Genomic DNA, 13091 nt, shown 5'->3' with positions numbered 1-13091 from the left:
GTCGGCCGGCGGCACGTGCTCCGCGCGCGCCGCGGCGGCGAACGACCAGACGAGCCGGTCGAGCGCCCCGTCGCCGTCCCGCTGCCGCAGCGCCGCGACGGCGCGGGCGTTGCCGATGGCGGCCTCGATCTTCGGCCGGTTCCGGATGATGCCGGCGTCGAGCAGCAGCCGTTCGACGTCCTCCGCACCGAAGGCGGCGACCGCCTCCGGCTCGAACCCGGCGAACGCGGCCCGGAAGGCCTGCCGCTTCCGCAGCACGACGATCCAGGACAGGCCGCTCTGGAACCCCTCGAGCGACAGCTTCTCGTAGAGCGCGCGGTCTCCGTGCAGCGGCACGCCCCACTCGTCGTCGTGGTAGGCGGTGTAGACGTCGCCCGTCGCCCACGGGCAGCGGGCCCTCCCGTCCGGCCCGGTCGCGGCGGTCACGGTGGCGAGGGTACTGGGGTGGTTGAGCACGCGGGCACGGTAGGGGGCCGCGGGGCGCGGGGACGGGGCGATCGGCGGGAGCGGCCCTGCAGGGGGCTGGGGAGGAGCGCTCAGCCGGCTCAGAGGAGCGAGATGAGGATCGCGTCGCCCCAGTTGAGCGTGCTGGCGTAGAGCAGCCAGACCAGGTACGGCACGAGCAGCAGCGCGGCGGCGTGCGAACGCGGCCAGGCGGAGGCGATCGTCGCGACGACCAGCAGGTCGAGCAGCACGATGATCGCGACGCCGATCCACAGCGCCACCGGACCGAGGATCGGGTAGCCGCCGAAGAAGATCGGGGTCCAGATCGAGTTCACGACGAGCTGGACGACGAAGAGGGTGAGGGCGGCCCGCGCGCGTCTCCGCCACAGCAGCCAGCCGGACACGGCGATGAGGACGTAGAGCACGGTCCAGACCGCGCCGAACACCCAGCCGGGCGGCGTCCACGCGGCGTGGGGGGCGGCGGCGTACCAGCCGTCGATCTGCGACACCGAGACGAGGCTGCCGAACGCCGCGACCGCGACCGAGATCAGCAGGAACGCTGCGAGCACCGCGATCTCCCGCGGCGTCGGCCCTCGCCGCGGCCGCTGCAGGTCGGGTCGTCGCGTGGACGTCGTGTAGGACAGCTGCGCTCCCTCGTCGGGAGCCAGCCTACGGGCGGTGCGCGCGGCGCGCGCGGGTCACGCGCGGCCGAGTCGTCCCGTGATGCCCGCGACCGCCGACGGCCGGCCGAGAAGGCCCTCCTCGGCGTCGGCGACCGACAGCGAGCCGATCACCGCGTTCACGCCGGCGAACCGCAGCGGCTCGGGCTCCCACCGCGGCGGCACCTTGCCCACCCAGGGCAGGGCCGTGATGGCCGTGCTGCGGTCCGTGACGAGGTCCGCCACCGTGCGGCCGGCGAGGTTCGACGTGGTCACGCCGTCGCCGACGTAGCCGCCCGCCGCGACGATCCTGCCGCCGGCGAGCGGGGCGACGAAGGGATGCCAGTCGCGCGGCACCCCGAGCGGGCCGCCCCACCGGTGCGTGATCCGCGCCCCCGCAGCGGCGGGGAACAGCGCCGCGAGCGTCTGCTCGAGGTGGCGGTGCACCCGCGCGGAGCGGTCGTACTGCGGCCGGATCGCGCTGCCGAGGTGGTACCGGGCGCCCCGGCCCCCGAAGACGAACCGGTCGTCCGCGGTGCGCTGCCCGTAGACGAGGTTGTGGCGGAAGTCCGTGACGGTCGCGCCGCGCGGCAGGCCGATCTGCGCCCAGGCGGAGTCGGACAGCGGCTCGGTCGCGAGCACCAGCGAGTAGAGCGGCAGGATGCGCCTGCCGATGGCCGGCAGCTCCGAGCCCCACGCCTCGGTCGCCAGCACGATCCGGTCCGGGAGCACCGTGCCCTCGGTGGTCGTCACGCGGCCCGGCTCGACGCCGGTCACCCGGGTCCGCTCGAAGATGCTGCCGCCGCGCTCCTCCACGGCGCGGGCGAGCCCTCGCACGAGCCGGCCCGGGTGGAGGCTCGCGCAGGCCTCGGTGAACAGCGCGTCGCCGAGCGCCGCGTCGCCGGTCCGCTCGGGGACGGGCAGGCCCGCCTCCGCCGCCTCGGCCCGCTCCTGCTCCGCAGCGCGGTCGGCCAGCGCCGAGCGGATCAGCGCGTACGTGCCACGCCGGGCGAAGCGGCAGTCGATGCCGAGCGCGGCGGCGGCCCTGCCCACCTCGTCGACCGAGTCGGTCATCGCCGACTGCAGGGCCCTGGCCGCGTCGACGCCGTGCCGCCGCACCAGCTCGGCCGGGCCGACGGGGAAGATCGCCGAGGCCCAGCCGCCGTTCCGGCCCGACGCGCCGAACCCGGCGAACTCCCGCTCGACGACGACGACGCGCGCGCCCGGCTCGCGCTCGAGCACGGACACCGCCGTCCAGAGGCCGGTGAACCCGGCGCCGACCACGCAGACGTCGGCCCGCACGTCGCCGGGCAGCGCGGCACGCGGCGCGAGGTCGTCGGCCCCGGTCGCCGCGAGGTCGTCGAGCCAGAAGGAGACGGATCGCGGATCCGTCGTCACAGGCGCGTCCACGCCTCGGTCAGCACGCCGCGCAGGATGCTCTCGATCTCGTCGAACTCCCGCTCGCCGATCGTGAGCGGCGGCGCGAGCTGGATCACCGGGTCGCCGCGGTCGTCCGCGCGGCAGTAGAGGCCGGCGTCGAACAGCGCGCCGGACAGGAAGCCGCGCAGCAGCCGCTCCGACTCGGCGTCGTCGAAGGTCTCCTTGGTGGCCTTGTCCTTCACCAGCTCGATGCCGAAGAAGTACCCGTCGCCGCGGACGTCGCCGACGATCGGCAGGTCCGTCAGCCGCTCGAGCGCGGCGCGGAACGCGGGGCTCTTCTCGCGCACCCGCTCGTTCAGCCCCTCCTCCTCGAAGATCGCCAGGTTCTCCAGCGCGACCGCCGCCGACACCGGGTGCCCGGCGAACGTGTACCCGTGGGAGAAGGAGGTGGACCCCTCTCGGAAGGGCTCGTAGATGCGGTCGGAGACGATGGTCGCGCCGATGGGGGAGTAGCCGGAGGTCATCGCCTTGGCGCAGGTGATCATGTCCGGCTGGTACCCGAAGACGTCGCAGGCGAACGTCGAGCCGATCCGGCCGAAGGCGCAGATCACCTCGTCCGAGACGAGCAGCACGTCGTGGCGGTCGCAGATCTCGCGGACCCGCCGGAAGTAGCCGGGAGGCGGCGGGAAGCAGCCGCCCGAGTTCTGCACCGGCTCGAGGAACACGGCGGCGACCGTCTCCGGCCCCTCCAGCAGGATCTGCTGCTCGATGCGGTCGGCGGCCCACCGGCCGAACGCCTCGAGGTCGTCGGTCGGGCCGCCGGCCTCGTCGGCGCGGTAGAAGTTCGTGTTCGGCACCCGGAACGACCCGGCGGGCAGCGGCTCGAACGGCGCCTTCATCCCGGGCAGGCCCGTGATCGCGAGCGCGCCGTGCGGGGTGCCGTGGTAGGCGTACTGGCGGGAGATCACCTTGTACTTCTCGGGCTTGCCGATCAGCTTGAAGTAGTTCTTCGCGAGCTTGTACGCGGTCTCGACCGCCTCGCCGCCGCCGGTCGAGAAGAACACCCGGTTCAGGTCGCCTGGAGCCGCGAGCGCGAGCCGCTCGGCCAGCTCGATCGCCGTCGGGTGCGCGTAGGACCAGATGGGGAAGAAGGCGAGCTGCTCCGCCTGCTTCGCCGCGGCCTCCGCGAGCCGGCGCCGGCCGTGGCCGGCGTTCACGACGAACAGCCCGGAGAGCCCGTCGATGTACCTCCGGCCGGCCGAGTCCCAGATGTGGTGGCCCTCGCCCTTCACGATGATCGGGACGCCGGCCTCCTCGAGCGCGCTCTGCCGCGAGAAGTGCAGCCACAGGTGCTCGCGCGCCTTGCGCTGCAGCTCCGCGTCGTCGTCCAGGTCGGTGCCGGGGACGAGCTGGTCGGTGACGGTCATCGGGTTCTCCTTGGTGGTCTCGAGGCTCGGTCCACGCGCGCCTCGGCCAGCACGATCGGGGCTAGCGGACGCCCCAGTGGTAGGCCTGCTTGTGCAGCTTCAGGTAGACGAAGGTCTCGGTCGCCGTGACGCCGGGCAGCCGGCGGATCTCCGTGTTCAGGAGCTCGATCAGGTCCTCGTCGTTCTCGAGCACCACCTCGACGAGCAGGTCGAAGGTGCCGGCCGTCAGCACGACGTAGTCGACGGCCTCGAGCTCGCCGAGCGCCTCCGCGACGTCGCGGACGTCGCCGGACACCCGGATGCCGATCATCGCCTGGCGGGTGAAGCCGAGCTGCATGGGGTCGGTGACGGCCACGATCTGCATGACGCCGGCCTCGGTGAGGCGCTGCACGCGCTGCCGCACGGCCGCCTCCGAGAGCCCCACGTGCTTGCCGATGTCGGCGTAGGACCTTCGCCCGTCCTCCTGCAGCTGGTCGATGATCGCCTTCGACACGTCGTCGAGGTGCACGGGGAGCCGGCGCTCGGTGGGACGGGACGTCACGACGGTCGAGTCTGGCAGGCGCAGCAGTGCGTCGCCACCGGATCCGTCGTCGGATGCGCCTCCTGCTTCCGGGATCCGCCGTTCCGGCGCTCCGGGCGGGCAGGTAGGTTCGAGCCATGGCGGCGACCTCGGCACTCGGCAACTTCATCGGCGGCGAGACCCAGGAGGGCGGCCCCGGCACGATCGACCTCGTCTCGCCGGTGACGGAGCAGGTCTACGGCACCTCGGTCGACTCCGGGCAGGAGCAGGTCGACGCCGCGTTCGCCGCCGCGAAGACGGCGTTCGCGACCTGGCGCGACACCACCCCCTCCGAGCGGCAGCTCGCGCTGTTCCGCATCGCGGACGCGATGGAGGCGCGGGCTGACGAGTTCGCCGTGCTCGAGTCGAAGGACACCGGCAAGCCGCTCGGCTCCCTCGTCGAGGACGAGATCCTCGTCTCCGTCGACCAGATCCGCTTCTTCGCGGGCGCCGCCAGGAACCTCGAGGGCCTGAGCGCCGGCGAGTACCTGAAGGACCACACCTCCTTCATCCGGCGCGAGCCGGTCGGCGTGATCGGCCAGGTCACGCCCTGGAACTACCCGCTGAACATGGCGACGTGGAAGTTCGCGCCCGCGATCGCCGCCGGGAACACGGTCGTCCTGAAGCCGTCGGAGACCACGCCGTCGTCGACCCTGCTGCTCGCGGAGGTCGCCGCCGAGTTCCTGCCTGCCGGCGTGCTGAACGTCATCACCGGCGGCCGGGCCACCGGCGCCGCGATGGTGGACCACCCGACGCCCGCGATGATCTCGATCACCGGCTCGGTCCGGGCCGGCATGGCGGTCGCCGCGGCCGCCTCCACCGACCTGAAGCGCGTGCACCTCGAGCTCGGCGGCAAGGCGCCCGTCATCGTGTTCGACGACGCCGACATCGAGCTCGCCGTCGAGGGCATCGTGACGGCCGGCTACTTCAACGCGGGGCAGGACTGCACCGCGGCGACCCGGATCCTGGTGCAGGAGGGCGTCCACGACGAGTTCGTCGCCGCGCTCGCGGAGTACGCCCGCGACCACGCCACCACCGGCGCCCCCGACGAGGACGTGCTGTACGGCCCGGTCAACAACGCGGACCAGTTCGCCCGAGTCGCAGGCTTCGTCGACCGGCTGCCGGACCACGCGCGGGTCGAGACCGGCGGCCGCCGGCACGGGGACACCGGCTACTTCTGGGACGCGACGATCGTGTCGAACCTGCGCCAGGACGACGAGGCCGTGCAGCAGGAGATCTTCGGCCCGATCCAGACCGTGCAGCGCTTCACCGACGAGACCCAGGCGATCACCTGGGCCAACGACGTGCAGTACGGCCTGTCCTCCTCCGTGTGGACCCGCGACCACGGCACCGCGATGCGGGTGTCGCGGGCGCTCGACTTCGGCTGCGTCTGGATCAACACCCACATCCCGCTGGTCGCCGAGATGCCGCACGGCGGCTTCAAGCACTCCGGCTACGGCAAGGACCTCTCCTCCTACGGCTTCGAGGACTACACTCGCGTCAAGCACGTCATGTCCTACATCGGAGCCTGAGCGCGCCCCAGCGTCTGCGAAGACAGCGTCACGCAGACAGCGTCTGCGAAGGCAGCGCGGCAGCGCCGGGCCATCGGGACCGGCTGCTCCAACGGGCATCGATGGGGGACGGCAACTCGTATGGCAGGTGCCTTCTACTCCGCGGACGTCCTCGAGCCGGGAGCGGACTGGCGGCTGCTCGTCACGGACCGGTTCATCGGCGCGTTCGGGCCGGCGACCACGGTCTCGACGATGAGCAACCTGTGGCGGATCGCGGCCGACGAGACGCTGGGGCTCGACGCGCTGGTCGCGGCCGTCCCGACGCGCGGGGTCGCGACGGTCGACGCGTTCGCGCTGGCGGCACCCGGCCGCACCAGCACGTTCGTGGTCCGCGGCCGGGCCTGCGCCGACGTGTCCGTCGGTGGCCGCGTGCGCCGGGTCGACGCCCGCGGCTCGGAGCCCTGGTACGTGGCCGAGCTGGCCGGCGTGGAGGCGTTCGCGCTCGGCCCGCTGCAGCGGTCGCCCGGCGACCTGCGGCAGACGCAGCGCGACCTGCCGATCGACGGCGGCGTGGTCTTCGGGCCGTGGGTCGGCTGGTCGAGCGCACCCGTCGCCCCGCCGCCCCGGTCGGCGCCTCCGCCCGTGCAGCAGCCGCTGCCCTCGTTCGACCCGCAGGACACGAACGTGCTCGGCGACCTGGGGCGCCGCGCCGCCTCCCTCCGCCGCCACCGCAGCGAGCAGCCCGCGACCGCGCCGACGCCCGAGACGGAGGTCGCGGCGGCGTTCCGGCTCGGGGACCGGCCGCCCGAACGCGTGGACGCGCCCGTCTACGTCGGCCGGCAGCCCCGCAGCCCGCGGGTCACCGGCGGCATCCTGCCGCGCCTGGTACGGGTGGAGAGCCCCAGCCGCGAGGTGTCCGCGACCCACATCGAGCTGCGCCCGACGGGGCAGGGCCTGATGCTCACCGACCTCGAGTCGACCAACGGGACCGTGGTGCGCACGCCGGGCACCGGGGTGCGGCGCCTCGAGTCCGGCGAGACCCTGCCGGTCGTTCCGGGTACGCTCATCGACATCGGCGACGGCAACGTCATCGAGATACTCGCCTACCGCTGACCGGTCCACCGCTCCGGCGCCCGTGACACCCGCGAAGGAGCCGACCGCACGGTGACCCAGATCGGAGGCAGCAGCGGCCCGCGCCGCATCGCCTTGCCGTCGGGAGCCGGAGCCGTCGTGCTCGCCTGGGGCACCGCGACGGACGTGGGCCATCGAAGGCAGGTCAACGAGGACAGCCTGATCGCCGTCCCGCCGATCTTCGCCGTCGCCGACGGGATGGGCGGCCACGCGGCCGGGGACCTCGCGAGCGACGCGGTCGTGGTCCGGCTGCGCGCAGCGGCGGAGGAGGGCGTGGTCACGCCCGCGGGGATCGGCCTGGCGCTCGCGCAGGCGTCGCACGACATCGCGCGCCTCGACGGTACGGCGCTCACCGGTGCCGGCACCACGGTGACCGGCGTCGCCCTCACGGTGTCCGGCGAGGACCCGTACTTCGCCGTCTTCAACGTCGGCGACTCCCGCGTCTACCGCTGGTTCGAGGACGAGTTCGAGCAGGTCACCGTCGACCACTCGGTCGTGCAGGAGCTGGTGGACGCCGGGGCGATCACCCGCTCGCAGGCCGAGCACCACCCCGACAGCAACGTGATCACCCGCGCGGTCGGCTTCAACGAGCCGCCGATGCCGGACTACTGGATGCTGCCGATCGAGCCGGGGCTGCGCATGGTCGCCTGCTCCGACGGCCTCACCAAGGAGGTCGACGAGGAGCGGATCCAGGCGCTCGTCTCCGCCGGATCCCCGCCGGAGGCGACCGCGCACGCGCTGATGCAGGAGGCGCTGGCCGCCGGCGGGCGCGACAACGTGACGGTCGTGGTCGTGGACGTCGTGGAGGTCGAGCCGCCCGCGCCCGCCGAGGGCTGAGGGCCGACTCCGCTCCTCCCCAGGCCGCTGCGCCCCGCGGACCCCGCGACGCGGGCATGCTGCCCGCCGTGACCGACCGACTGACGCTGCCGGCGAGGACGCCGCCGCCCGAGCCGCCGCCGTTCCCGCTGATCGGCGTCATCGCTCCGCTGATCCTCGCCGTCGGGCTCTACGCCGTGCTCGGCACGCCCACCGTGCTGCTGATCGCGGTGTTCAGCCCGGTGCTCGCCGTCGCGGCGGTGCTCGACGCGCGCCGGCAGCTGCGGCGCAGGATCAGGCGGGACGGCGCGCGGGTGGACGCCGAGCTCGCCGCGCTCGAGCGCGAGCTCGTCCTGCGCCGCTCCGCCGCGGTCGCGCAGGCGCACCGCGACGCGCCCTCGCCCGCGTCCCTGGCCGCGGACCCGGACCGCTGGGCCGGGCGGCCCCCCTCCGGCGCCCTGGTGCTCGGCACCGCCGACGTCCCGTGCGCGCCGCTCGTCACCGGCGCGGCGACCACGGAGCGGGAGCGGTCGGTGCTGGCGAGCGGCGCCGTGCTGCCGGCGGCGCCGCTGCTCGTCCCTGCGGCGACGACCGTGGCCGCCGCGGGCCCGCGCGTGCTGGTCGAGGCCTTCGGCAGGGCCGTCGCTGTGGCCCGGCTGCGCGGCTCGGGAGGCACGGAGGGCGCGACCGCGCTCGAGCGGACGGACGGGTCGGGAGCCGACCTCGTCGTGGAGCTGGCCGCGGACGCCACCGCCCGGGTGGTGCACGCGAGCGGACCGGCCGCCGGATGCGCGGTCGGCGTCTTCGTGCCCGCCCTGCTCACCGCCGACGCCCATCGCGGCGCGGTCGAGCGGGGCGGCCCGCTGCCGATCACGGCGCTGCTCGAGGACCCGGCTTCCGGCGGGCTGGCGGCGCGCTTCCTCCTCGGACCGGACGGCCCGTTCGACGTCGACCTCGTCGCCGACGGCCCGCACGCGGTCGTCGGCGGCACGACCGGCAGCGGCAAGAGCGCGCTGCTCACCGCGTGGATGCTCGCCCTCGCCGCGGCCCACCCGCCCGAGCGGGTGACGATGCTGCTCGTCGACTGCAAGGGCGGCGCCGCGTTCGACCCGCTCGCCGCGCTGCCGCACGTCGTCGGCGTGGTCACCGACCTGGACCAGGAGGAGGCGGAGCGCGCCGTCGTGAGCCTGGGCGCGGAGCTGCGGCGGCGGGAGCGGGCGCTGCGGACCGCCGCCACCGCCGACCTCGCCGCGGCGGGGCTGCCGCGACTCGTCGTGGTGGTGGACGAGTACCGCGCCCTCGTCGACCGGGCTCCGGCTCTCGCGGTGCTGTTCGCCGACCTAGCCGCGCGCGGCCGGTCGCTCGGGGTGCACCTCGTGCTCTGCACGCAGCGCCCCGCGGGATCCGTGCGGGAGGAGGTGCTCGCGAACTGCGCGCTGCGCATCAGCCTGCGGGTCCACGACGCCGCGGACAGCCGAGCGATCGTCGGCACGGACGCCGCCGCGCACCTCGCCCGCGACACGGTCGGCGCGGCCGTCGTGGTGACCGACCGGCTCCTGCGCACCCGGGTGGCGTCGGTGTCGGCGCCGACGACGCTGGAGGCGGTCCGCGCCGTCGCCGCGCGGCACCTCGGCTCCGCGGTCCGCGCGCCGTGGCTGCCGCCGCTGCCGGCCCTCCTCCTGCCGAGCGCGCTGCCGCCCGCTCCCGCACCCCTCGTCGCGCTCGGCCTCGCGGACCTGCCGGAGGAGCAGCGGCAGCCCGTGTTCGCCTGGGACCCGGTGCGGCAGCCGCGGCTGCTCGTGGCCGGCGACCCGCGCACCGGCAGGACCACGGCGCTCGCCGCCGCGGCCGCGGGCGTTGGCGCCGCCCCGATCGCCGCCGATCCGGTCGCGCTGTGGGAGCACCTCCGGGACGACGCCGCGCCCCTGGTGGTCGACGACCTCGACCACCTGCTCGACCGGCTGCCCGAGCCGCACCGCTCCGCCGCGGTGGAGCGGCTGACCGAGCGACTGCGGAACCCGGCGGCCGCACCGACGGTCCTCGCGACGCGCGGCCCCTCCGCCTGGTCGGGGCTGCCGCTGCGCGGCCTGCCCGGCCTCGTCGACGAGACGGTCCTTCTCGGCCTGCCGCTCGACGACCACCTGGCGCTCGGCGGCGACCGCCGACATCGCAGCGACCGGCCCGTCGCCGGTCGCGCCTGGTGCGCGGGTCACCGCGTGCAGCTGGTGCGCGCGGACGCCCGCGCGCCGCTGGACCGGCCGCCGGCCGCGCCGATGCCCGCCGGTCCGGTGCTCCTGATCTCCAGCGTCCCGCTGGAGCGCGGCGCCCGCCTCGCGAGCGCGGGATGGACGGTGCTGCCGGCCGGCCCGCTGCCCGAGGACGCGGGCCCGCGAACCGCGCTGGTGGGCTCGCCCGCGACCTGGCAGGGGGAGTGGCGCACCCTGCAGGCGGCAGCGGCGCACGCCGCCGTGCTCGTCGACCGGTGCGGCGCGGCCGACGTGCGCACGCTGCTCGGGGTCGCCGCGCTGCTGCCGCCGACCGGCCAGGACGAGGTCGTGCTGGTGCCCAGGGAGGGTCGGCCGGAGCGCGTCGCGCTGCCCTGAGCGTCAGAGCGCGGCGAGCGCCTCCCGCAGCACGGACACCGCGTCGTCGAGCTGCTCGTCGGTGATGACGAGGCTGGGCAGGAACCGGATCACGTTGCCCCACGTGCCGGCGGTGAGGATCAGCACGCCCTGCTGCGCGGCGAAGTCCGCGATCCGCTTGACGGCGGCCGCGTTCGGCGTCTTCGTCGTGTCGCGCGTGCCGGGCTCGACCAGCTCGATCGCGAGCATGGCGCCCCGGCCGCGCACGTCGCCGATCACGTCGAACTCCCGCTGCAGCTGCTCGAGCGCCGGGCGGAGGCGCGCCTCGATGCCGCGGCCGGCGGCGAGCAGGCCCTGCTGCTCGATCTGCTCGATGACGGCGATCGCCGCGGCGGCCGCGACCGGGTTGCCGCCGAACGTGCCGCCGAGGCCGCCGGGGTGCGACGCGTCCATGATCTCGGCCCGGCCGGTGACGCCCGCGAGCGGGAGGCCGCCCGCGATGCCCTTCGCGAAGAACACCAGATCCGGCTCGAAGCCGAAGTGCTCGCTGGCGAACCAGGCGCCGGTGCGGCCCATGCCGCTCTGGATCTCGTCCGCGGCGATCACGACGCCGTTCGCGTTCGCCCAGGCCTGCAGCGCGGGCAGGAAGCCGTCCGCCGGGGTCTGGAAGCCGCCCTCGCCCTGGATCGGCTCGACGACCAGGATCGCGAGGTCCTCCGCCCCGATGTGCTTCTCGAGGTAGTCGATCGTGCGCGCCGCGGCGTCCGCGCCGGACAGACCGTCGCGGAACGGGTACGAGCTGGGAGCGTGGAACACGTCGCCGGGGAACGGCCCGAACCCGGCGCCGTAGGGCATCGCCTTGTAGTTCATCGCCATCGTCAGGCTGGTGCGGCCGTGGTACGCGTGCTGCAGCACCGCGACGCCGCGGCGGCCGGTCGACTTCCTGGCGATCTTCACGCCGTTCTCGACCGCCTCCGCCCCCGAGTTCACGAGCACGGTCTTCTTGGCGAAGTCGCCGGGGGTGCGCTCCGCCACCAGCTCCGCGACGCGGACGTACGACTCGTACGGCGTGATCGTGAAGAGGGTGTGGAGGAAGTCGCCGAGCTGCTCCCTGGCCGCCTCGACCACCGCGTCGTCGGTGTGCCCGATCGTGGTGACGCCGATGCCGGCGCCGAGGTCGAGGAAGCGGTTCCCGTCGACGTCCTCGACGATCGCGCCGTGCGCCCGCTTGATGTACACCGGCAGCGCGGAGCTGACCCCCACGGGGACGGCCTTGAGGCGGCGCTCGTGCAGCACGAGGGACTTCGGCCCGGGCACCTCCGTCACGATCCTGCGGCCGGTGAGGGCGTCGGTCTCGGTCGAGGGCAGCACGGAGGTCACGACCACAGTCTAAGAACTCGGCGTAGCGGCGCGACGGGAGCACGCGGATGGCCCAGGATGCTCCGGTGCACCTGCATCGCCGCCTCCTCCCCGTCCTCGCCGCCGTCAGCGGCGTCGCCCTGCTGGCGGGCTGCAGCTCGGGCGCCGCCCCGTCGGCCACGACGACGCCGGCGCCGTCCGCCTCCGCGTCGGCTCCCACCGCCGCACCGCTGTCGTGCGCCTCGCCCGGCACCGCCTCCGACGCGATCGACGTCGTGAAGTCGAGCGCCACGGAGCCGAAGGTCACCTTCCCGACGCCGACCTCGGTCACCGAGATCCAGCGGACCGTCGTCGACAAGGGCAGCGGGGCGACGGTCAAGCAGGGGGACAGCGTCACGCTCGCGTACGTCATGTACGACGGCAAGACGGGGAAGAAGGTCGACACCCGAGGCTGGACCGAGTCGAGCCGCGTCGTCTTCCCGCTGGACACCGGCCAGGTGCTCGCCGGCTTCGTCGGATCCGTGGTGTGCGCGAAGGTCGGCGACCGGGTCGCGTCCGTCATCCCGGCGGCGCAGGCGTTCGGCGACACGGGCTCCGAGCAGATCGGCGTCTCCGGCGGCGACTCGATCGTGTTCGTCGCCGACGTGCTCGGCATCACGCCGACGAAGGCGGACGGCGCGGCGAAGTCGCTGCCCGCCGCCTTCCCGAAGGTGACGCTCGCCGCGGACGGGAAGCCGACCGTGAAGATCCCCGCGACGGACCCGCCCACGACGCTGAAGATCGCCGAGAGCAAGGTCGGCACCGGGACGACCGTGAAGAGCGGCGACACCGTGACCGTGCAGTACCAGGGCGTGCTGTGGCGCACCGGGGCGGTGTTCGACCAGTCCTGGGGCAGGAGCCCGACCAGCTTCGCGACGACCGACGTGGTGAAGGGCTTCGGCAAGGCGCTCGTCGGCGCGAAGGTCGGCTCCCAGGTCGTCGCGATCATCCCGCCGTCGGAGGGCTACGGCTCGGCCGGCCAGGGCGACATCAAGGGCACCGACACGATGGTGTTCGTCATCGACGTCCTCGCGACGGCCCGCGCCGCGAAGTAGCGCTCGGCCCCGGATGGCGGGCGTCATCTAGCCTTCCGGGGTGTCATCGGAGCATTCGTACGCGCTCACCGCCGAGTGGACCGGGAACCTCGGAGCTGGCACGACCGGCTACCGCGACTACGGGCGGAA

Annotated in this window: 11 protein-coding genes; 5 read left to right on the top strand and 6 right to left on the bottom strand. The window is 74.4% G+C overall.

Features of this window, described 5'->3' with window-relative positions:
* The 5 genes from ACFE60_RS13015 to ACFE60_RS12995 all read right to left on the bottom strand — a co-directional run.
* On the bottom strand, positions 1-426 hold a 426-nt coding region (locus tag ACFE60_RS13015), incomplete at its 3' end, for a DNA-3-methyladenine glycosylase I (RefSeq protein ID WP_375389288.1).
* A 119-nt stretch (positions 427-545) separates the two neighbouring features.
* A complete protein-coding gene (locus tag ACFE60_RS13010; RefSeq protein ID WP_375389287.1) occupies positions 546-1013 on the bottom strand; it encodes a TspO/MBR family protein in 468 nt (155 codons plus the stop codon).
* A gap of 129 nt (positions 1014-1142) precedes the next feature.
* The gene (locus tag ACFE60_RS13005; protein WP_375389286.1) at positions 1143-2501 is read right to left on the bottom strand and encodes an NAD(P)/FAD-dependent oxidoreductase; all 1359 of its coding nucleotides are present in this window, start codon (positions 2499-2501) and stop codon (positions 1143-1145) included.
* Positions 2498-3910, bottom strand: coding sequence for an aspartate aminotransferase family protein (locus ACFE60_RS13000; RefSeq protein ID WP_375389285.1), 1413 nt, complete (start codon positions 3908-3910; stop codon positions 2498-2500). Before ACFE60_RS13000 ends, ACFE60_RS13005 begins: the two co-directional genes overlap by 4 nt.
* Positions 3911-3971: 61 nt before the next feature.
* Positions 3972-4451: an Lrp/AsnC family transcriptional regulator gene (locus tag ACFE60_RS12995; RefSeq protein ID WP_375389284.1), complete on the bottom strand. Its 480-nt coding sequence runs from the start codon at positions 4449-4451 to the stop codon at positions 3972-3974.
* A 116-nt stretch (positions 4452-4567) separates the two neighbouring features.
* Here ACFE60_RS12995 and ACFE60_RS12990 point away from each other — a divergent pair, with 116 nt between their 5' ends.
* From ACFE60_RS12990 to ACFE60_RS12975, 4 genes are all read left to right on the top strand, one after another.
* Entirely contained in the window at positions 4568-6001 is a 1434-nt protein-coding gene (locus ACFE60_RS12990) for an aminobutyraldehyde dehydrogenase (protein WP_375389283.1), read from the top strand.
* Between the two features lie 120 nt (positions 6002-6121).
* Complete coding sequence (locus ACFE60_RS12985; RefSeq protein WP_375389282.1) at positions 6122-7093, top strand: FHA domain-containing protein; 972 nt, start codon at positions 6122-6124, stop codon at positions 7091-7093.
* Between the two features lie 51 nt (positions 7094-7144).
* Positions 7145-7948: a PP2C family protein-serine/threonine phosphatase gene (locus ACFE60_RS12980; RefSeq protein WP_375389281.1), complete on the top strand. Its 804-nt coding sequence runs from the start codon at positions 7145-7147 to the stop codon at positions 7946-7948.
* Positions 7949-8016: 68 nt separating this feature from the next.
* Complete coding sequence (locus ACFE60_RS12975) at positions 8017-10530, top strand: FtsK/SpoIIIE domain-containing protein (RefSeq protein ID WP_375389280.1); 2514 nt, start codon at positions 8017-8019, stop codon at positions 10528-10530.
* A gap of 3 nt (positions 10531-10533) precedes the next feature.
* On the opposite strand, the gene gabT is transcribed toward ACFE60_RS12975, so the two are convergent.
* Positions 10534-11889, bottom strand: a complete 1356-nt coding sequence (gabT, locus tag ACFE60_RS12970) for a 4-aminobutyrate--2-oxoglutarate transaminase (RefSeq protein WP_375389279.1) — start codon at positions 11887-11889, stop codon at positions 10534-10536.
* Positions 11890-11954: 65 nt separating this feature from the next.
* Between gabT and ACFE60_RS12965 the strand changes: the two genes are divergently transcribed.
* Entirely contained in the window at positions 11955-12962 is a 1008-nt protein-coding gene (locus ACFE60_RS12965) for an FKBP-type peptidyl-prolyl cis-trans isomerase (RefSeq protein ID WP_375389278.1), read from the top strand.
* The last annotated feature ends 129 nt before the right edge of the window (positions 12963-13091 follow it).

This window comes from uncultured Amnibacterium sp. (genome assembly GCF_964245895.1).
Taxonomy (GTDB): Bacteria; Actinomycetota; Actinomycetes; order Actinomycetales; family Microbacteriaceae; genus Amnibacterium.
Note: the sequence above shows the minus strand (reverse complement) of the source record. Positions and strands in the feature narration are given on the sequence as shown.

Coding starts and splice junctions, on each gene's coding strand:
- ACFE60_RS13000 (WP_375389285.1), bottom strand. CDS start 3,910: ATGACCGTCACCGACCAGCTCGTCCCCGGCACCGACCTGGACGACGAC.
- ACFE60_RS12990 (WP_375389283.1), top strand. CDS start 4,568: ATGGCGGCGACCTCGGCACTCGGCAACTTCATCGGCGGCGAGACCCAG.
- ACFE60_RS12985 (WP_375389282.1), top strand. CDS start 6,122: ATGGCAGGTGCCTTCTACTCCGCGGACGTCCTCGAGCCGGGAGCGGAC.